The organism is Pantoea sp. SOD02, assembly GCF_024707505.1.
GTDB classification, from domain to species: domain Bacteria; phylum Pseudomonadota; class Gammaproteobacteria; order Enterobacterales; family Enterobacteriaceae; genus Pantoea; species Pantoea symbiotica.
In genome coordinates, this window is sequence record NZ_CP102605.1 from 232,139 (window position 1) to 251,142 (window position 19,004).

17 protein-coding genes are annotated in these 19,004 nt (G+C 54.3%); 8 read left to right on the plus strand and 9 right to left on the minus strand.

The genetic code is table 11. From position 1 onward, the window contains the following. The first annotated feature begins 66 nt into the window (after nucleotides 1-66). Both NR302_RS20605 and NR302_RS20610 read left to right on the plus strand, forming a co-directional pair. Nucleotides 67-192: a hypothetical protein gene (locus NR302_RS20605; RefSeq protein ID WP_008103156.1), complete on the plus strand. Its 126-nt coding sequence runs from the start codon at nucleotides 67-69 to the stop codon at nucleotides 190-192. 114 nt (nucleotides 193-306) lie between these two features. Further along, entirely contained in the window at nucleotides 307-531 is a 225-nt protein-coding gene (locus NR302_RS20610) for a hypothetical protein (protein WP_008103158.1), read from the plus strand. Here the strand turns inward: NR302_RS20610 and NR302_RS20615 are convergent. Genes NR302_RS20615 through NR302_RS20625 form a run of 3 tightly spaced genes read right to left on the minus strand, consistent with a single transcriptional unit; the run spans nucleotide 528 to nucleotide 3,525 of the window. Further along, on the minus strand, nucleotides 528-1,841 hold the full coding sequence (locus NR302_RS20615) for an MmgE/PrpD family protein (RefSeq protein WP_258145669.1): 1,314 nt from the start codon (nucleotides 1,839-1,841) through the stop codon (nucleotides 528-530). The two genes, NR302_RS20610 and NR302_RS20615, sit on opposite strands and share 4 nt — an antisense overlap. Beyond that, a complete protein-coding gene (locus NR302_RS20620; protein WP_258145670.1) occupies nucleotides 1,841-2,983 on the minus strand; it encodes an amidohydrolase in 1,143 nt (380 codons plus the stop codon). Before NR302_RS20620 ends, NR302_RS20615 begins: the two co-directional genes overlap by 1 nt. Beyond that, nucleotides 2,980-3,525: a GNAT family N-acetyltransferase gene (locus NR302_RS20625; protein ID WP_154156774.1), complete on the minus strand. Its 546-nt coding sequence runs from the start codon at nucleotides 3,523-3,525 to the stop codon at nucleotides 2,980-2,982. The genes NR302_RS20620 and NR302_RS20625 overlap by 4 nt, the downstream gene beginning before the upstream one ends. 287 nt (nucleotides 3,526-3,812) lie before the next feature. On the opposite strand from NR302_RS20625, the gene NR302_RS20630 reads away from it, so the two are divergent. The 4 genes from NR302_RS20630 (at nucleotide 3,813) to NR302_RS20645 (ending at nucleotide 8,435) form a co-directional block, all read left to right on the plus strand. Then, nucleotides 3,813-4,883: an iron-containing alcohol dehydrogenase family protein gene (locus tag NR302_RS20630; protein ID WP_258145671.1), complete on the plus strand. Its 1,071-nt coding sequence runs from the start codon at nucleotides 3,813-3,815 to the stop codon at nucleotides 4,881-4,883. Nucleotides 4,884-4,916: 33 nt separating this feature from the next. After that, entirely contained in the window at nucleotides 4,917-6,218 is a 1,302-nt protein-coding gene (locus NR302_RS20635) for an LLM class flavin-dependent oxidoreductase (RefSeq protein ID WP_008109483.1), read from the plus strand. A gap of 18 nt (nucleotides 6,219-6,236) precedes the next feature. Continuing rightward, the gene (locus NR302_RS20640) at nucleotides 6,237-7,436 is read left to right on the plus strand and encodes an aminotransferase class I/II-fold pyridoxal phosphate-dependent enzyme (RefSeq protein ID WP_258145672.1); all 1,200 of its coding nucleotides are present in this window, start codon (nucleotides 6,237-6,239) and stop codon (nucleotides 7,434-7,436) included. A gap of 138 nt (nucleotides 7,437-7,574) precedes the next feature. Continuing rightward, entirely contained in the window at nucleotides 7,575-8,435 is an 861-nt protein-coding gene (locus tag NR302_RS20645; protein ID WP_154156777.1) for a 5'-methylthioadenosine/S-adenosylhomocysteine nucleosidase, read from the plus strand. Nucleotides 8,436-8,499: 64 nt separating this feature from the next. Here the strand turns inward: NR302_RS20645 and NR302_RS20650 are convergent, their stop codons facing one another. Further along, on the minus strand, nucleotides 8,500-8,901 hold the full coding sequence (locus NR302_RS20650; protein ID WP_258145673.1) for an H-NS family nucleoid-associated regulatory protein: 402 nt from the start codon (nucleotides 8,899-8,901) through the stop codon (nucleotides 8,500-8,502). 583 nt (nucleotides 8,902-9,484) lie between these two features. Here NR302_RS20650 and fhuE point away from each other — a divergent pair. Then, the gene (fhuE, locus tag NR302_RS20655) at nucleotides 9,485-11,683 is read left to right on the plus strand and encodes a ferric-rhodotorulic acid/ferric-coprogen receptor FhuE (RefSeq protein ID WP_258145674.1); all 2,199 of its coding nucleotides are present in this window, start codon (nucleotides 9,485-9,487) and stop codon (nucleotides 11,681-11,683) included. Between the two features lie 613 nt (nucleotides 11,684-12,296). Here fhuE and NR302_RS20660 read toward each other — a convergent pair. From NR302_RS20660 to NR302_RS20670, 3 genes are read right to left on the minus strand one after another with little or no spacing between them, the layout of a single operon-like run. Then, nucleotides 12,297-13,346, minus strand: a complete 1,050-nt coding sequence (locus NR302_RS20660; protein ID WP_258145675.1) for a PLP-dependent cysteine synthase family protein — start codon at nucleotides 13,344-13,346, stop codon at nucleotides 12,297-12,299. Nucleotides 13,347-13,397: 51 nt separating this feature from the next. Then, entirely contained in the window at nucleotides 13,398-14,405 is a 1,008-nt protein-coding gene (locus NR302_RS20665) for an ABC transporter permease (protein WP_258145676.1), read from the minus strand. A gap of 10 nt (nucleotides 14,406-14,415) precedes the next feature. Beyond that, a complete protein-coding gene (locus NR302_RS20670) occupies nucleotides 14,416-15,489 on the minus strand; it encodes an ABC transporter substrate-binding protein (RefSeq protein ID WP_258145677.1) in 1,074 nt (357 codons plus the stop codon). A 194-nt stretch (nucleotides 15,490-15,683) separates the two neighbouring features. Between NR302_RS20670 and NR302_RS20675 the strand changes: the two genes are divergently transcribed. Next, on the plus strand, nucleotides 15,684-16,460 hold the full coding sequence (locus NR302_RS20675) for an ABC transporter ATP-binding protein (RefSeq protein WP_258145678.1): 777 nt from the start codon (nucleotides 15,684-15,686) through the stop codon (nucleotides 16,458-16,460). A 402-nt stretch (nucleotides 16,461-16,862) separates the two neighbouring features. Here the strand turns inward: NR302_RS20675 and NR302_RS20680 are convergent, their stop codons facing one another. Next, a complete protein-coding gene (locus tag NR302_RS20680; protein ID WP_258145679.1) occupies nucleotides 16,863-17,330 on the minus strand; it encodes a winged helix-turn-helix domain-containing protein in 468 nt (155 codons plus the stop codon). After that, nucleotides 17,330-18,970, minus strand: coding sequence for a phosphoethanolamine transferase EptA (gene eptA, locus NR302_RS20685; protein WP_258145680.1), 1,641 nt, complete (start codon nucleotides 18,968-18,970; stop codon nucleotides 17,330-17,332). Before eptA ends, NR302_RS20680 begins: the two co-directional genes overlap by 1 nt. Nucleotides 18,971-19,004 lie beyond the last annotated feature (34 nt).

The window sequence follows — 19,004 nt, forward strand, 5'->3', positions numbered from 1 at the left end:
GGGCGATTCTTAATTTATTTCGTCACTACACTTTAATTAACCCACTTCGGGTTTACGGAGGGTCCTATGTCAGAACGTCCAGATGATGATGATGTAATTCCACTGCCAGGTGATGATGAAACATTACCCGACGAAGATGATGATTTACCCCGCGATACTGAATTCCCTGAAGATCAGCAACCTAAAATCTGAAAATGGGTCGAGCCGCCGCTGGCGGCTCACTATTTAGAGTGCACTCTGCTGTAATTCCCCCATAATACCTCTCCAGGATTCATTTATTTTTTTAACACTTAAGGGAGAGATACGATGGTCAACGACTATTTCACACAGCCAGCGATTGGCGTAACGGTTGAGCAACATAAGCGCACCGTTGCGGTTGCGGCGGCATTAGCGGTGGCAAAAGAGTCAGTTAGCGCCTCAACCTCTGCCAGCGGATCAAAGGCATCGTGGGATTTGCAGGCGGTTGCCAATGAGATCGCAAATCTGGCCGATGCCATTCAGGATGCGCTGGAGCCGGTCGAAACGCTCTAACCCAGCAACTGAGTTAATTGCGCCAGATGCGCGCTGTTAGCCAGCTCGCTGCTGTTCAGCAGTTGTTGCTGGCGTTGCGGGGATTCCTGCTGCAGTGCCGCACGCAGCTTACCTGCCACATCCACCGCATCGCCCAGCGATTGCTGACGTGTGCGGTGATGCTGCAACTGCGAGCCATCGCGTAGCGTAATCGTCACCAGATGAAAACGCAGCGCCGGGTTAATCGCATCCGGTGGCGCATTTTCATCTGGTATACGAAGTACTTTGGCCGCCAGCGGCATCACTTCCTGATTCAACTCGCCTTCGGCAAAATCCTGCAAGTGCAAATCGCCATAAATCAGCATCGCGGCGATGACGTATTCCAGACTGAAACGCGCTTCAATGCCGTTGGTCGGCACACGCACCGATGCGGCAATATCGCCGCCCGGCGGAAACGCCACGCTGATCTCGCTAATGCTTTCCAGCAAACTTTCCAGTGATTTACCACTCGCCAGCCATTCATTGCGCAAAATGCGCGTGGCTTCGGCGGCGCTGTGCGTACCGGCGCAGGTGGGGAAGGGTTTGAACTCCAGTCCAGGCGTAACGATACGCCACGGCTGCGCCCAGTTCTCAATCAGCTTTTCCGGCTGCGCCTGGCCGTTGCTGGTGGCAGAGATAAAGGCTTCAATCACGCCATCCTGCTTGCCATCAAAACCCGCCAGCGTCAGTTGTGCGGCGGTCACCGCGCGTTCAGCTGCAAACCCGGCGTGCAGCGGCTTCACCGCCGAACCAAACTGTGCGCGTAAACCACTGGCCTGCGTGGTGGCGATGCCGAGCAGCGTTGCGGTGGCAGAGACATCTAAAGCCAGCAACCGCGTCAGCGCGGCGGCGGCGGCAACCGTGCCGAGCGTCGCGGTATTGTGATTACCTAAGGCGTAATGCTGCTGGCTGACGGCGAGACCTAAACGTCCGGCGATTTCGACGCCAATTGCGTAAGCATCAAGGAACTGATCCAGCTCAGAAGGCTGCAGCTGCTGCCAGGCAAACAGCGAGGGCAGAATCACCACGCTGGGATGTCCGCGAAAATCCGCGTGAAAATCATCATAATCCAGCGCGTGGCTAGCATAGCCGAGCAGCAGCGCGTGAGATCGCGCACTGCCGTCACCATACACGCCGCGCAGCGCTGGTAAACCGCTATCCGGCACCTGGCCTTGCAATACCGGCCAGCTGACGGCGAGGAAATCACGCACGCCTTGGCGCGCGGCATCGCGTGCGACGGTGTCCGGTTGGCTGTTAACAATGCGCTCAGCCAGCGCGGCAGTCAGGTTCATCAGTTCACGCTCTTCAGGGCCGCGACCGCCAGATTGGCGAGATAGCGCGACGTTGGCAGCAGCACATCATCATTGATGCGGAACGCCGGATGGTGCAGCGCATAAGGTTCGCCGGTGCCAATCATCATGAACGCGCCCGGCAGCTGCTGCTGATAAAACGCGAAGTCTTCGCCGATCGGGCTGGCTTCCACCACACGCGCCTCAAAGCCGCTGGCGCTGGCCTGCTGCAAGGCAAAATCGGCCCAGTGCGCATCATTCACCACCGAAGGCGGACCTGCGTGCCAGTTGAATTTCACCTCGGCGGCAAAGGCTGCGCCGATACCTTGCACAATCTCACGGAAGCGCTGCTCAAGACGTTCGCGCGTTTCCTGCGAGAAGGAGCGCACCGTGCCTTCCAGCCAGGCGCTATCAGGAATCACGTTCCAGGTGCTGCCGCTGTGAATCTGGGTGATCGAGACCACCGCGTTATCGCCGGATGGCGCATTGCGGCTGATCAGCGTTTGCGCAGCCGAGACGATTTGCGCAGCAATGACAATCGGATCGTTGCCCTGATGCGGTTTGGCCGCGTGGCTGCCAATGCCGGTGATGCTGATATCAAAGCGATCAACCGCTGCGGTTAACGGACCGGCTTTGCTGCCAATCACGCCTGGCGGCAGCGACGGATCGTTGTGGATGCCGAAAATAGCCACCGCATCATCCAGCGCGCCTGTAGCGATCACATCGGGCGCGCCCTGGCCGGTCTCTTCCGCAGCCTGGAACAGAATGCGCACGCGACCTGGCAGCGTATCTTCTTGCTGTTTAAGCAGAATCGCTGCACCTAGCGCCGCCGAACTGTGGAAGTCGTGGCCGCAGGCGTGCATCACGCCGGGACGCTCAGATCGGAAGCTCACATCTGACTGCTCTTCAATCGGCAGCGCATCGATATCAGAACGTAGCACCATCAGCGGACCGTTTTCACGGCCTATTTCAGCGATTAAACCGGTTTTGAGCGGCAGATCCAGCACGCGAATCTGGTGTTTCTCTAATTGCTGACGAATACGTGCGGTGGTTTCAAACTCTTGATTGGAGAGCTCGGGAAAACGGTGCAGTTCGTGGCGGAAAGCGATCAGCTGTTCGCCTAAGGTGTCGAGTGATTGGCTCATGCTTTTACTCCTTGTTGCGCCGCCTGGCGTGTTAACCACGCATCGTGGGCGGCTTCATCCAGTACTTTCTTCATATATTGCGTGATGTGGCCTTTGCCGAGATCGGTGGTGTGCATCAGCTGGAAACCGCGCTTTTTATACATCTCGATCAGCCACGGATGGCTGGTGGCGGTGCCGAGCGACACGGCAGGCGCGCGTAATTGGCCCAGCAGAATCTCCTGCTCGAGGCGATCCTGCACCTGACGGCCATATTGCTTGCCGGGATAATCGGGATGCGCGCCAAACCAGCCGATGTGCGGCAGGCCAAACGGGCCGGGCAGCGGTCCCCACGGATAACGTACGGTAACGGATGAGACCATCACCTCATCGGCATACAGGGCATAAACACCGTGGCTTTGCAGATGACGCAACGTTTTGGCAAGGTCGGCGGTGGCGGCATCAAACTTGATGCCCAGCGCCAGCGTGGGCGCATACGCGGCATGCATCAGCGCCTGATAGGTTTCCACCTCGTCTTCTCTGACCTGACGAAATTCAAGTGACATAGACATCCCCGGAAAAATATGCGCTTTTGTAGGGTCGCCATTAATGGCGACCTAACAGGCGTCCATACAAAAGAGATCAGATTACCAGCAAAGCCATTCCCCGCTATATGTGAAAAATAACTAAGCTAATGCGAATTTGTGAAAATGAAATCGCCCCTTTTGCATTGCTTAAATCGTTATTTACCGTAGTATGCAGAAAATACATAGCGCTATAACTATTCTGTATTAACCCTCTGAATTATCTTAATTTAATCCGTTATAGCCTTATTCTTAATCAGGGTGACGCCGTGTTAGCGATCAAATCTCCGCGTGCATATGCACATGAATCCGGTTTGCGTGCGCGCGCCGGTGAATTTATCAAACCTTACGCTTCCCATATTCGCATCTTTACTTCTCCTCGCGCCTGGCAGGCGGTTAATCCGGAATTAACTCAGAGCCTTGAAGCCAATGCTATTCGCTGGGAAATAGAGTATCTGACCGGTGAATGCACCGATGCCGCGATTGAAACCCTGAAGCAAAATGTCGAGCAGCAGGGCGCTGAACTGCTGTTTGCGGTCGGCGGCGGACGCGTGCTGGATGCGGCGAAAGCAGTTGGTAGCCAACTGCCGGATCTCAAAGTAATCAACTTCGCCACGGTTGCGGCGACCTGCGCTGCCTGGTCACCGGTAGCGATTGTTTACAATGAGCACGGCGGCCATGTGCGCAGCCAGCCGCTGGGCAAAATGCCGGATTTGGTGTTGGTGGATAGCGAGATTATCGCGCGCAGCGATGTGCGCTATCTGAAGGCCGGCATCGTTGATGCGCTGGCAAAATATTACGAGTTCTACCCTTATCAGCGTAACAATCCCAACGATCTGGCGCTGGATCTCAAAGTAATGACCGCCAAACGCGCGCTGGACCTCTATCGCGAGCTGGGTGCAGCGGCGGTTGCCGCTAACGAACAGCAGATTGTCACGCCAGAGCTGGTGAAAATCATCGATGCCAATATCGTGTTGGCCGGATTAGCCAACAGCGTGCGCGATGTGCTGCCAACGCCCGGTTTTGCCCATGCCATCCACAATCGTCTGACGCATCAGCCGGAGCTGCACGAATGGCTGCACGGCGAAAAAGTGGGTTACAGCCTGCTGGTGCAATCGCTTATTGAGCAAAACGGCGTGCCGGATGCCGATTTGCTGGCGCTGCTGCGTGAGTACGATATGCCGCTGACCTTAGCGCCGCTAACCGGCGACCGCAGGGCGACGATCCGTACCATCGCGGAACAAATTAAATTCCCGGCGGCCAGCGCCGAGCGTCTGCCATTCCGCATCTCTGCTGATGCGCTGGAGCAGGCGCTGCTGGCGACCGAGAACACGTTTTAAATCGCACCACTTTTAATTGACCAGGACAAATTAATGGCTAACTCACAACAACAACGCCGCATCCGTTTAGGCCTTTTCGTGCAGCCGGTTGGACAACACGTCAGCGGCTGGCGCCTGACAGAAAAGCTTGGCGATCCGACCGATATTGACTGGCTGATCACCATCGCCAAAAAAGCCGAAGCCGGTAAATTCGATCTGTTCTTCGTCGGCGATGCGCTGGCTACCAGCATGTATCGCCTGCCATCGACCATGGCGCGCCTTGAGCCGCTGACCATGTTGTCGGCGCTGGCGGTCAATACCAAACGCATCGGTCTGGCGGCAACCGCGTCCACCACCTTCAGCGATCCGTTCACCATGGCGCGCAGCTTCTCCTCGCTGGATCACATCAGCCGTGGTCGCGCCGCGTGGAACGTGGTGACTTCGTTCTCCGCCGATGTGGCACGCAACTTTAGCCGCAACGATATGCCGAACCACGCCGAGCGTTATGCGCGTGCGCGTGAATTCCTCGAAGTAGCGGAAAAACTGTGGGCCGGCTGGGAAGAGGGCGCGGTGCAGCCGAATAAAGAGACCGGCGCGTACTTTGTTGATGACAAAATCCAGCCGATTAACCACCAAGGCGAGCACTTCCAGGTGCAAGGTCCACTGAACATCACCCGCTCACCGCAAGGTCGTCCGGTGATCATCGAAGCCGGTTCGTCCGCCGATGGCCAGAAACTGGCGGCGGAAACCGCAGAAGTGATCTTCACCGCTGCTGCCAGCCTCGAAGAGGCGCAAACCTTCTATCGTTCACAGAAAGATCAGGTGATTGCCGCCGGTCGTAATCCGGATCATGTGGTGATTATGCCGGGCGTGATGCCGATTGTTGGCCGCACGCGTGAAGAAGCCAAAGCGCTGTGGAAAGAGCTCAACACGCTGGTGGATATCGAAAACGGTCTGCGTCAGCTGTCGCTGCGTTTTAGCATGGATCTCAGCCAGTTCCCGCTGGATGGTCCGGTGCCAGAAGTGCCGCTGGGTGAAGGTAACCAGAGCCGCGTAAAACTGATGACCGACATGGCGAAGCGTGAAAATCTGACGCTGCGCGAGCTGGCGGCGGTGGCTGCCGGTTCACGTGGACATCGTGTGATTGTCGGCACCGCTGAAGATATCGCCGACGATTTCGAGCTGTGGCTGAACGAGGGCGGCGCGGATGGTTTCAACATCATGCCGGCGATTATGTCCGAGCAGCTGGATCTGTTCGTTGAACTGGTGATTCCGGAACTGCGCCGTCGCGGCCTGTTCCGTGATGATTACGAGTTCGCCACGCTGCGTGAGAACCTCGGCTTGCCGGTGGCGTAACCCATTCAGGAGCTCAACATGGTCACCTTATCCAGGCGTGTGCAGTCCGTGTCGCTCTCTGCTAATGCTGCGGCGCGTCAACTGACGCGCCAGCTAAAAGAGCAGGGCGTCGATATTCTCGATCTCACCACCGGTGAGCCAGATTTTGATACACCACAGCACATTCGTCAGGCGGCGGTGGCGGCGATGGAAGCCGGTGAAACGCGTTACACGCCAACCAACGGCACCACGCCGCTGCGCAAAGCGGTGATAGCCAAGCTGAAGAATGAAAACCAGCTCGATTACGATCTGGCGCAGATCTGCATCGCTAACGGTGCCAAGCAGATCATCTTCAACGCCTTTGCTGCCACGCTGAATGAGGGCGATGAGGTGATTGTGCCGGTGCCGTACTGGCCGACCTTCCCGGATAGCGTACGTTTCAACGGCGGCGAAGCGGTGCTGCTTGAGTGTCCGCTTGAGCAGGAATACAAGTTGCAGCCGCAGCGGCTGGCGCAGGCAATCACCAGTAAAACCCGCTGGCTGGTGCTGAACAATCCCGGCAATCCTTCCGGCATGGTGTACAGCGCTGATGAGCTGAGAGCGCTCGCGACGGTGCTGCGCGATCATCCTGATGTACTGATCATGCTGGATGAACTTTACGAACATATTCTGTTTGATGGCCGTGAACACGTCAGCCTGCTGCACGTCGCGCCGGATTTAGCCGAGCGCATTCTGCTGGTGGGCGGCGTGTCGAAAACCTACGCCATGACCGGCTGGCGCATTGGCTTTGGTGCCGGGCCAAAAGCTTTGATCGACGCGATGGTGGTGGTGCAATCGCAAAACAGTTCCGGTGCCAGCGCGATCAGCCAGGCTGCGGCGGTGGCGGCGTATAACGGTGGACTCGACTTCCTGCCGCCGCAATGCACGGCTTATCAGGATCGCCGCGATGCGATTATGACGTTCTTAAAGCCGGTGCAGGAAATTGACGTGCTCAATCCAGATGGCGCATTCTTTATTTTCTGCCGCTGCGCCGGTTTATTGGGCAAAACGCGTCCCGATGGTCAGAAGATCGAAAGCGAGCAAGATGTGATGAATTATCTGCTGGAGAGCGGTGTATCGGGCGTGGCGGGCAGCGCGTACGGTTTGTCGCCTTATTTCCGTTTATCAATTGCCACCGATATTGCAACGGTGCGTGAAGCGGGTCGCAGAATTGCGCAGGCCTGTGCGGCATTAAGCTAATTCCTGGTAGATGCGCCAGATAATTCTTAGGTTTTATCTGGCGTCTTATCGCAATAACTTCATGAGTAAATTAACAACTTTCCAACCCACGTTTCATCCCGCATAATGCGTTTTTTCATTATTTCCGGTTATTATTTCATGTCTAAATTATCCTTGAATCTCAATACCGCTTTAATCAGCGGCCTGGCTATTTTCGCGCCGCTGCAAGCCATGGCAAATACAGAAACTTCTCAGGCACCGATCATTATTCAGGGCGCTATGCCGGTTGAAGCCGAGCATTTCGCCGCCAAACTGGAAAACGCTAAAGAGCGTCAGATTGGCGAATGGCGTTTCTGGCAGGGCACGGTTGACGGTTATCCGGTGATTGTTTCTGAAACGCTGAAAGGCATGTCAAATGTCGCGGCGGCAACCTCGATTGCAGCAGTGGAATTTAAACCTAAAGCCATCATTAATCAGGGCACTGCAGGCGGTCACGATCCGGCATTACATGTCTATGACATCGTCGTGGGCAAATATTCGGTCAACCTCGGCGCGTTTAAAACGCCGCACAAGTTGCAGGGCGCGGGCAGTAATTCCGTTGAGTGGAAACCGATGGATTTGATGGCCTCAAAAGGCAGCGCGGGTGAAGATAAAAATGCCCACAGCATTCGTCAGTTTGCCGCCGATCCACAGCTGATGAAAGCCGCCGAGCAGGCGATGCCGGCTTACACCAAAGGCAAAGTGGTGGAAGGCGTGATTGGATCGGCTGATGTGTGGAACAGCGAATTGGACCGTATTCGCTTCTTCCATGAGAACTTCAACACCTCCGTTGAGGAGATGGAAACCGCGTCGGCTGCGCAGATCTCATCGCTGTTTAATATCCCGTTTATCGGTATTCGTGTGTTATCTAACAACATCACCAATGACGGTAAGTATGATGCGCAAACAGGTATCGCTTGCCAGGATTATGTCTACGACGTTTTAAAAGCGTATATCAAACAGATTAACGCGCAGAAGTAATAAGTAAAAAACGCAGCACTTGTGCTGCGTTTATTTGTTCACGCTCGGTACTGCATGCGGCCGATTAAATCAGGAAATCATCCATCGAACCACCAGCTTCCAGTGCGGCTTTAATCGGTGATGGCGTGCGGCCCTGGCCGGTCCACAATTTCTCATTACCCTGTTCGTCGATGAACTTATACTTCGCAGGACGCGGCGCGCGTTTCGACTTGGGTTTGCTTTCCTGAGTGTTTAATTGCGCCAGGTCACTAATATCAATGCCGTCTTTTAACAACATCTCTTTATACAGCGCCAGTTTTTCTTCTTTTTCGCGCTGGGCTGCAGTTTCTGCTTCCGCTTCTTCACGGCGTTCTGCGACAACCACGGCGAATTTTTCCAGCATCTCTTCTAATGCTGCGACATCAATATTACGCGCTTCGGCACGCAGCGTACGAAGATTGTTCAATGCGTTAAGTGCATCGCTCATGAATAAATCCTTATTACTTATTGGACTGGTGTAAAGGAGAGCATTCTACGAGATTTTTTGCCAAATTAAAATAATCTGTCGTAGACAGAATTGTCCGGAAAATATCCGGACGATCAGACGTTTCTTTATATTGGCTGAGGTTTATCCAATCCTTTTGGCTTATTTACGTAATTTTTTGAGTAATGGGAATAATAGTTGCTGCATTATTCAGCGTTTTAATGCGATCTGCGGGAAGGTCGCCATGAATGGCGACCCTACGACGATTTCGCGAGGTTTTCATAGGGTGCGCATTCATGCGCACCACAATCGTAACTATGTTGGAATCTGTTCAATTTCACATAATTGCCTAAAATCCCTGCATGAACCTTCCTGAAAATAACGCTTATCAACTATTACTCGTTGAAGAATAAGGCGTTTCAACAAGTGTAAAAGTGTCAGTAAACCGGTAACAATTTCTTGCATTGTAAACCTTAATGCGTATATTTCTCATTTGCTTTCTTAACGGCTTCCTTACTGTCGTTCCTCTTTCAGACGTCAGCAGCGGTGCCGCAAAAAAATAACGAAAAGTTGATTGAGGAATTGTATGTCTTTCGAAGATTTGCGCGTCAGGAAACCCGGCAATGCGCCTCAGCGCGCGTTGCGTCTCTCTTTACTGGCTGTGATGGTTGCGTCGGGTATCGCGCAGGCAGCAGAGACCACCAACACCGAACAGACGCTGAACGTTGATGCCAGCGCTAGCGCGGATCAGCAACAGCAGGCGGCACAGGATTACAGCGTACCGGTGACGCGTGCCGGTACCAAAATGGCGCTCACCGCGCGCGATATTCCGCAATCGGTTTCGATCGTCAGCAAGCAGCGTATGGAAGACCAGCAACTGCAATCGCTGAACGATGTGCTGGCCAACACCACCGGCATTCACGGCGTCTCGGGCGATATGGATCGTACTAACTACTATTCGCGCGGTTTCCTGATCGACAACTATATGACCGATGGCATTCCCACCGCCTTCGCCTCACGCTGGAACCTCGGCGATGCGCAGAGTGATATGGCGCTGTATGAGCGGGTAGAAGTGGTGCGCGGCGCCACCGGCTTGCTGACTGGCCCAGGCAATCCATCTGCTTCGATCAACATGGTGCGTAAGCACGCCGATAGCAAAGAGTTCACCGGCAGCGTTTCAGCCAGCTATGGCAGCTGGAACAAACAGCGTTATGTTGCAGATCTCTCTGCGCCGCTGTCCGCCGAAGGTAACGTGCGTGGTCGCCTGGTGGCTGGTTATGAAGATAGAAACAGCTTCATCGAGCGCTACGGCGCAGATAAAAAATTCGTCTATGGCGTGGTTGATGCCGACCTGACTGACTCCACCAAATTATCCGTTGGCTATGAGTTCTCGCAGGTGAATACCGATTCAACCATGTGGGGCGGTTCGCCGCGCTGGTATACCGACGGTTCACAAGTCAAGCTTCGTCGTGGTTACAACACCGCGCCAGATTGGGCTTACAACAACAAAGAAAACAAAAAAGTCTTTGTTAACCTGCAGCAGAACTTTGATAACGGCTGGAACGTCACGCTTAACGGCACGCACAATGAGATGTTCCTCGACAGTAAGCAGCTGTATATTGATGGCTATATCAATAAAGACACCGGCATTGCGGTCAATCAGTATCCGGCGTTTTACAACTATGACGCGGTTGGCGGCACCGGCTATAACACCGGCAAACGTAAAGTAGATGCGGTGGATGCCTTCGCCAGCGGTCCTTACGAGATGTTTGGCCGTCAGCATGAGCTGATGTTCGGCGTGAATTACAGCCGTCAGGACAACAAATATTACAGCGCCTGGACTAACATCTCTCCGGCACAGCTGGGCAACTTCTACGATTACAACGGTAATTTCCCGGAATCCGACTGGAACCCTCGTGAACCGGCTTCGGATACGCAACTGGTGCGTCAAAAATCTGCCTATCTGGCAACGCGCATTTCGCTGGCCGATCCGCTACACGTGATTCTGGGCGCGCGCTACACCAACTGGAATCGTCAGACGCTGACCGAAGAGATGGAGAAGAACAACATCACGCCGTACGGTGGTGTGATTTGGGACTTCTACGACAACTGGTCCGCGTATGCCAGTTACACTTCGGTGTTCCAGCCACAGGATTATCAGGATGCGTCTGGAGCCTTCCTGGCGCCGGTGATTGGCAAGAACTATGAAGCGGGTGTGAAATCAGACTGGTTTAACAGCCGCCTGACCACGTCTATTTCTGTGTTCCGCACCGAACTGGACAACGTTGGCGAAGCGACCGGCGAGACCATCAACAATATTACCGTCTACGAAGGTAAAAATGGCGTTGTCAGCCGTGGCGTAGAGTTCGAAGTGAACGGCGCGCTGACCGATAACTGGCAGATGACCTTTGGTGGCACCAGCTATGTAGCAGAAGATCGCGAAGGCGAGAATTACAATTCTCAGTTGCCGCGCACCTCGTTCAACTTGTTTACCAGCTATCGTTTGCCAATGCTGGATGAGCTGACCCTTGGCGGTGGCGTAACCTGGCAGTCGAAGACTTACACCGATATTACCGGTCCGGAAGGCAATGGCACCTGGCGTGCACGTCAGGGCAGCTACTCGCTGGTTGATCTGTTCGCACGCTACGACGTCACCAAAAACGTCTCGCTGCAGGCCAACATCAACAACCTGTTCGACAAAGAGTATGACTCCAACGTCGGTAGCGGCGGCATCGTGTACGGCGAGCCACGTAACTTCTCAGTATCGGCGACATATCGTTTCTGATGAAAATGATGGGTGCGCGTAATGCGCACCCATTGAAGAACCTCGCCAATCCTTTGGTCGCCATGAATGGCGACCCTACGAAACCTTTTCCCCGTAGGGTCGCCATTTATGGCGACAGATTCATGAATTCCAGCGTCATGATGAATTGCTCTCTGCAGAAAGGGCCAATTTACCCACGGAAGTGAAAATGGCATCGTCCTGTGGCGTATTAATGCGGCCTCATAGCACGTTACGCAGGTGACGTTGTAACGAATGGTGGCGCGTCAGCGCGTGATCGCCGATGCTCTCCATTATAAATTGCACGCTGCGAATGGCATTTTCGGTTACCACCTATTTAATTTGCGCGGCATGTCCGCTGGCTACTTTGCCTTGTGCAGCGCTGCTCAGCAGGAAAAGCGCGCTATAAATCGCGCCTCTACTATTTGTGTGGGTAATACGTGTGTAATGCTCGTCAGTTAAGCGTCTTTTCGGTCAACATAAATGGCGACCCTACAAGTGATTGGCGCGTTTTCGTAGGGTGCGCATTCATGCGCACCTGCATACATATGCAAATTAATGCTTAACTGAGCGGCATTAGGGTAATACGTGCGGGGGTTTTGTAGTGCGCATTGTTTCAGGCGATTTTCCTCGAGGTTTGCACGGCGCTCGCCAGCTTTAGCGATTCCGCTGGCACCTGATGCGCGAACAGTTGGGTGGTCAAATAGCTGCTGCCGCCATCGGCCAGCAACACCACAATACGCTTGCCGCGATTCTCCGGTCGCGCTGCAACCTGTTGTGCCGCCCACAACACCGCGCCGGACGAATCGCCTACCAGCACACCTTCGCTCAGCGCCAGTTGCCGCGCCGCCGTATACGCCTGCCAGGTTTCCACCGCAATCACCTCATCGTAAACGCGGTGATCGAGATTGGCAGGAATGCGCTCCGGCGTCTGGTTGCTAAACGCATGTACGCCGGTGATCTCCAGCGGATCGGGACGCAGTTCGCTCGGCTGTGAACCCACGCCCGGCTCAACGGCGATCACCTGCAAACCCGGATGCTGCTGTTTGAGATAGCATCCGGTGCCGGAGAGCGTGCCGCCGGTGCCGACGGCGGCGATAAAAATGTCCAGCTCGCCGCCGCTGTCGCGCCAGATCTCTGGCCCGGTGGTGCGCTCATGCACCGCCGGATTGGCCGGATTATCCAGCTGCAGCAGAAAATGCACTTCCGGTTCCGCCGCAGTAACCTGCTCGGCCAGCCATTTGGTGGCGGCGACAAAATCGCCGTTGCTGGCGTCGTAGAATTCCTTAAAACCTTCAATGGTGCTGAACGGCACCACTTCGGCGCCGTACGCCTGAATAATCTGGCTGCGTTCGATGCTAACGAAATCATTGATGTAGACGCGGAACTTGTAGCCTTTGGCCGCCGCAATCGCCGCTAAACCAATGCCGGTGTTGCCGCTGGTGGTTTCAACCAATGTATCGCCGGGCTGGATAATGCCGTTGCGTTCGGCGGCTTCAATCATGCTGAGGGCGATGCGATCTTTGACGCTGTGATTGGGGTTAAACAGTTCGAGTTTGGCGACTAAATCCGCCTGAATATCCTGCTGCTGCGCATAGCGTGACAGGCGCAGCAACGGCGTGTTGCCAATCAGTTCGGTGATAGAAGCAGAAATTTTTGCAGCCATAATCGACCTCATGTGTGGGGGCGGTCGCCATGAGTGGCGACCCAACGATAATTACCATTTCACCGCGCTGCGTTGCCATGACAGCAGGCGATCGCGTACCAGGAACAGCAGGGAGATCAGTGAAGAGAACAGCAGCGCCATCACAATCAGTGCGGCGTACATATTGGCGTAAGCCGCCCAGCCTTGCGCCCACTGCAGATACCAGCCGAGCCCGGACTTCACGCCCATCATCTCTGCCGCTACCAGCACCGAGAACGACGCGCCCAAACCCATAAACAGGCCGACAAACAGGTGCGGCAGCGCAGCGGGCACCGCCACGCGCAACACGAGGAACAGCGAATTGGCACCCAGCGTGCGCGCCACATCGTAATAACGGGTATCAACGCTGGAAACGCCCGACCAGGTCAGCACCGTCACCGGGAACCAGGTCGCCAGCGCGATCAGGAATACCGCTGCCGAGAAGCTCGATGGGAAGAAGTAGAGCGACAGCGGCAGCAGCGCAGTTGAAGGCACCGGTCCGAGGAAACGCAGAATCGGATGCACCCAGTAACCCAAGCTGCGCGACCAGCCAATCGCCACGCCGGTAGTAAAGCCGACTACGCTGCCGTAGATAAAGCCGAAAGCCAGCAGACGCAGCGAATTGAGCACGCTATCCAGCAGGCGCGGCCAGTCGGTGGCGTAGGCTTCCACCAGCGCACGCGGCGGGGCGAAAAAGGGCGCGGGCAGCAGCGCCAGTTTGCCGGTGACGGTTTCCCACAGGCCAATCAGCAGCGCCAGCACAATCAGCCATGGGCCACTGCGCTTGAGAGGCGCGAGTAAGGTCAGTCGCGGGAACAGGCCTGAGGCAATCGCCAGTCCGCTGAGAATAAGCGCGATGGCGGCGAACAACTCATGCGTTTCATTCACAAAGCGCGGGGCGGCAAAACCCTGCGGCTTATCCGGCACCGCCACCATCAGCGCTACCAGCGCCCACCACAGCAGGAGCGCACCCCAAACCGCCGGTTGAAGGCGGCGCGGCACGTCACGGTTGCGGGCAATCGTCAGGGTTTCACTGGCCATTATCGTCTCCTTAGCTCGACATGTTGCTCATGTGCGCCATGTTGCTGGCGTGCTGATGGGCAGATTCTGCCGGCAGCAGCTCCGGCACATAGTGCTCGGCGAAGCGTTGCGCATCGGTATCCGGGCGGATCACATTGATTTTCTTCAGCTCATCGATATACACCGCCACCTCTTTGCGCAGCTGCACACCGGTGGAGTGATGGCTGTGAGTGTGCTCTTTCAGCATCGCGGCAATGTCCTCTACCGCAACGGAACCTGGCACAAAGGGCTGGAAGATTTTCGCCGTCTCTTCCGGATGTTCGGCGGTCCACTGCTGCGCATCGACAATCGCCTGGGTGATGGCGCGCGCGGTGGCGGGATCGTCACGCACCAGCGAGCCGCGCAGGCCCAGCACGCAGCAGGTGAGGCTGGCGTATTCGCCTTTCAGGTTGTTATCCACTTCCACCAGATCGTGCTGCTTCTTCAGCAGCCAGCCCTGCGGATCGTCAGTGGCCAGCGCCTGCACTTCACCTTTGCGCAGCGCTTCGCCAAACAGGTCGGGCGGATATTGCAGCCAGTTGACCTGCTTATCAGGATCGATGCCCTGTTTCGCCAGCTGAATAGCGAAGAAGTTGCGAATCGGGCTAGCCTGATCGCTCACCGCCACCGATTTTCCTACCAGATCTTTCACATCGCGGATGCCGCTGTTCTGCGGGGCGAGTAGACGCATACAGCCGCCGTGCGTGCCGACGGTGAGATCAACATCAAAACCCTGCTCCAGCGGCTTCAGCCAGCGCAGCGCCATGCCAATGCCGCCATCAGCCTGGCCGGTGGCAATCGCCTGTAACAGCGCATCGGTTGGGCCGCTAAAATTTACGGGCTCAACATTCAAGCCGTACTTTTTAAAGAAACCTTGCTTCAGCGCCACCGAAATCGGTGACTGACATACTGCGGTTTGTCCCCAGGCCAGCTTGATGGTTTTGAGCGATTTATCGTCGGCAAATACATTGCTGCTCAGCAACGGATTTACCGCAACGCCGGCACTAAAGAGACCCAGCCCGCGTAATAATGCGCGGCGGCTCAGAGAGAATTGTTGAAATGCCATCCTGTCTTCCTTGTAGATAAAGTTCACAGGCACTATGGCAAAGGCAATTAGCGCGACCAAATAACAATCCCGCATGACATCATGCAGTTTTTCATTATGAATATTTGCGGATAGGTTTGCCGGAATGACTATTTCGAAGTGGGGAAGTCGCGGATTATGCTTTATTTCTTAGCATATCAAGCAGGAGCGAAAATATGGCCTCAACCTCGGCGGGCGTTAATATTGCGATTGAGAAGGTTCATCATCACTTCACCTTAGAAGGCGAAGATTTACCGGTGCTGGAGAATATTAATTTGCAGGTAGAGGCCGGTGAATTTGTCGCGCTGCTGGGGCCATCCGGCTGCGGCAAATCGACGCTGCTGCGTTTGCTGGCCGGGCTCGAACCGCCAGCCAGCGGTTTACTGGCGGAAGAGGGCAAAGCGATCACCGCGCCTGATCCGTCGCGCGTGGTGGTGTTTCAGGATCCCACGCTTTATCCGTGGCGCACCGTCTATGACAACGTTGGCCTCGGTTTGCAGATTCGCGGAGAGAGCCGCCCGCTGCGCGAGCAGCGGATTAACGCGATGCTGGATCGCGTCGGCCTCAGGCAGTTTGCCCGCGCCTGGCCGCATCAGCTTTCGGGCGGTATGGCGCAGCGTGCGGCGTTGGCCCGCGCGTTGGTTAACGTGCCGCGTTTGCTGATTCTCGATGAGCCGCTCGGCAAGCTCGATTCACTGACGCGGTTGCGTATGCAGCAGGAGATTGTCGATCTGTGGCAAGAGCAGCAGTTCACTACGCTGATGGTGACGCACGACGTGGAAGAAGCGCTGGTGATGGCGAATCGCGTGGTGGTGTTCAGCCCAAGACCAGCAAAAGTGGTGGATGTGATCGAGGTTAATCTGCCGTGGCCGCGCCGCCGCGATGACCCGCAGCTGGTGGCGCTGCGCAGCCGGATACTGGATTTGTTGGGAGCGGATCGTGTGGCGGCGTGATGAAGTCATCCGCTTATGGCGTATCAGAATCTTTAAGGGTTGTTTCTAGAAAATGCGTGGTGTGATGCATCCATTCGCGCATTTCGAAGAGATCTAACATCAAGCTGAAAGAGATAAAGGTTACGCAGATAATCAATAAGATGGCGATGTAGTAAGGCAATGAAGACATCTATTCCTCCCTGGAATACGATCTGGATGGAATGTCAGTATTACTTAAGTTTTTCTCATTAACAAACCTTAAGGAATATTCTTTGCGTATACGTTAAACGGTCGCCATAAATGGCGACCCTACAAGTGATTGCTGCGTTTTCGTAGGGTGCGCATTCATGCGCACCTGCATACATATGCAAATTAATGTTTAACTGATCGGCATTACGCTATGAATGGCGACCGTAAGGTTTTTTACTTTCCCGGCACAATGAACCGATAACCTACGCCACGCAGCGTTTTAATATACGCCTTGCCGATTTTCTCGCGCAGATTATGAATATGCACTTCTAATGTATTGGTGGCCGGTTCTGTTGCCCATTGATAAATATCTTTTAGCAAGGTGTCACGCTGAACCGCTTCGCCTTTCGCCAGCATCAACCGCGATAAAATAACGAACTCTTTAGGCGTCAAGTCCAGCGATTTTCCAGCGTGCCAAACCATTTTTCTGGAGAGTTGCAGGGTAATTTCACCGATCTCCACGCAGTCTGTTTCAACCTTCTGTTGCGCGTTAAATAGCGCGTGAACCCGCGCTAACATTTCCTCTAACGAACCGGCTTCGAGATGCTGGACGGTGGAATCACCGTCACAGCCATTGCGTTGCAGCACGACTTGCAGCTCTTGCATCAGCCGCTCATCGGCTGCAACGATCATCCATTTCATCAATGTGCGGCCCGGCAGGCGCTAAGAATATCGTCCGCAGGTTGATATTCAGTGGTCTGAATACCCGTTAAACCGAGCATGGTGGAGAACAGATTGTCCTGCGAATAACCCTGATGCGCCGCTTGTTTATCAAGACAGCTTTTACTCACGCCATAGCGCTGTTGATAATCCGGTGATAACCAAATCAGCATTGGCACATGTTTCTGCACATCCGGCGCAATCGCATACGGCATACCGTGCAGATAAGCACCATTTTCCCCTAACGACTCACCGTGATCCGATAAATAAACCAGGCTGGTGGTGTATTCATCCTGATGCGCTTTCAGCACATTAATCGCTTTATTGACGATGTAATCAATATACAGAATGGTGTTGTCGTAGGTATTGACCAGCTGTTCTTGCGAACAATCCTGAATTTGGCTGGTATCGCACGTCGGGGTGAATTTTTTAAACTGCGCAGGATAACGGTTGTAATAGGTTGGGCCGTGACTACCAATGGTATGTAACACGATAACGCCGTTACCTTTGAGGTTTTTAATATAGTCCTCAATACCATGGAATAACACTTCGTCATAACATTCCCCGCCATGACACATATCCGGCAGATTCAGGCTGCTCATATCCTGATGTGGGACGCGATCGCAGGCACCTTTACAGCCGCCATCATTGTCATTCCATAAAACCTGCACACCGGCACGCTGGATAATATCGAGCATCCCTTCCTGATGGCTGGCAAGCTGATCGTCATAATGGGCACGCGGCATATTGGAGAACATACAAGGTAATGAGACTGCCGTAGCTGTGCCGCAAGACTGCGTATTCGGGAAATAGGTGACATCAGCTTTCGCCAGCAACGGTGTATTTTCGCGCTCATAACCATTCAACTGGAAATTCACCGCACGCGTGGTTTCACCCACCACCAAAATGGTCAGGTTACGCTTTGGACCAGCCAGCATCTCGGGCTTCTGTTTGGCATCTAAACCAATTTGCACCAGCGGCAAATTGGCGGTGCGGCTGTGGTTGTACCAGGAAAGCGTTGCCACAATCGAATTGGAAGGGCTGAGTGATTTAATCAGCTCTTTTTGGTTACGAAACAGCGAGGCGTAATCTTTATAAAAAAACGTCGCGACTAAGGCGATGCAAATTACCGACGCGACAATGGAAGCCGCGCGCTTGGCGATGCTTTTCCAGATAGGTTTGCTGTTTTTAACGCGAATCCAGAAAACTAACAGGGCAGCCAGCAGCCCGCTACAACCAAGCGTAATAATCAACTTGGGTGATAATAGAGCAAAGGATTCAGATGGCGTGGTATCGATAATATTCACGATCATCGAGCGATCGATAACAATACCAAAGGTCCAGATAAAATATTGCGCAGCGGCGGAAACTAAAATGAAGAGCGCAAGAATAACGCGGTCAAGCCACAAAAAGGAGGCGAAGGTGGCAATAATATTGATCACGCTAAATGCCACTAACGGCATTGAAGCGAATACCAAAATGGTGCGCACGCTATCAAGCGGCATGGCAGCAAGCACTTGTCGATAGAACGCAATGTTCAAAAAGACCGCAATATAAATAGAAACAAGCGAAATAAAAGATAGCCGACTCAACGTCGGTCTTTTGCGCAGCGAAAACGTCATTGTTCAATCCATGTGTGTGAAGATGGCGAAAGCT

Coding starts and splice junctions, on each gene's coding strand:
- NR302_RS20615 (WP_258145669.1), bottom strand. CDS start 1,841: ATGAACCTGACTGCCGCGCTGGCTGAGCGCATTGTTAACAGCCAACCG.
- NR302_RS20605 (WP_008103156.1), top strand. CDS start 67: ATGTCAGAACGTCCAGATGATGATGATGTAATTCCACTGCCAGGTGAT.
- NR302_RS20635 (WP_008109483.1), top strand. CDS start 4,917: ATGGCTAACTCACAACAACAACGCCGCATCCGTTTAGGCCTTTTCGTG.
- NR302_RS20670 (WP_258145677.1), bottom strand. CDS start 15,489: ATGGCATTTCAACAATTCTCTCTGAGCCGCCGCGCATTATTACGCGGG.
- NR302_RS20640 (WP_258145672.1), top strand. CDS start 6,237: ATGGTCACCTTATCCAGGCGTGTGCAGTCCGTGTCGCTCTCTGCTAAT.
- NR302_RS20660 (WP_258145675.1), bottom strand. CDS start 13,346: ATGGCTGCAAAAATTTCTGCTTCTATCACCGAACTGATTGGCAACACG.
- NR302_RS20620 (WP_258145670.1), bottom strand. CDS start 2,983: ATGAGCCAATCACTCGACACCTTAGGCGAACAGCTGATCGCTTTCCGC.
- NR302_RS20645 (WP_154156777.1), top strand. CDS start 7,575: ATGTCTAAATTATCCTTGAATCTCAATACCGCTTTAATCAGCGGCCTG.
- NR302_RS20610 (WP_008103158.1), top strand. CDS start 307: ATGGTCAACGACTATTTCACACAGCCAGCGATTGGCGTAACGGTTGAG.
- NR302_RS20675 (WP_258145678.1), top strand. CDS start 15,684: ATGGCCTCAACCTCGGCGGGCGTTAATATTGCGATTGAGAAGGTTCAT.
- NR302_RS20665 (WP_258145676.1), bottom strand. CDS start 14,405: ATGGCCAGTGAAACCCTGACGATTGCCCGCAACCGTGACGTGCCGCGC.
- NR302_RS20650 (WP_258145673.1), bottom strand. CDS start 8,901: ATGAGCGATGCACTTAACGCATTGAACAATCTTCGTACGCTGCGTGCC.
- fhuE (WP_258145674.1), top strand. CDS start 9,485: ATGTCTTTCGAAGATTTGCGCGTCAGGAAACCCGGCAATGCGCCTCAG.
- eptA (WP_258145680.1), bottom strand. CDS start 18,970: ATGACGTTTTCGCTGCGCAAAAGACCGACGTTGAGTCGGCTATCTTTT.
- NR302_RS20680 (WP_258145679.1), bottom strand. CDS start 17,330: ATGAAATGGATGATCGTTGCAGCCGATGAGCGGCTGATGCAAGAGCTG.
- NR302_RS20625 (WP_154156774.1), bottom strand. CDS start 3,525: ATGTCACTTGAATTTCGTCAGGTCAGAGAAGACGAGGTGGAAACCTAT.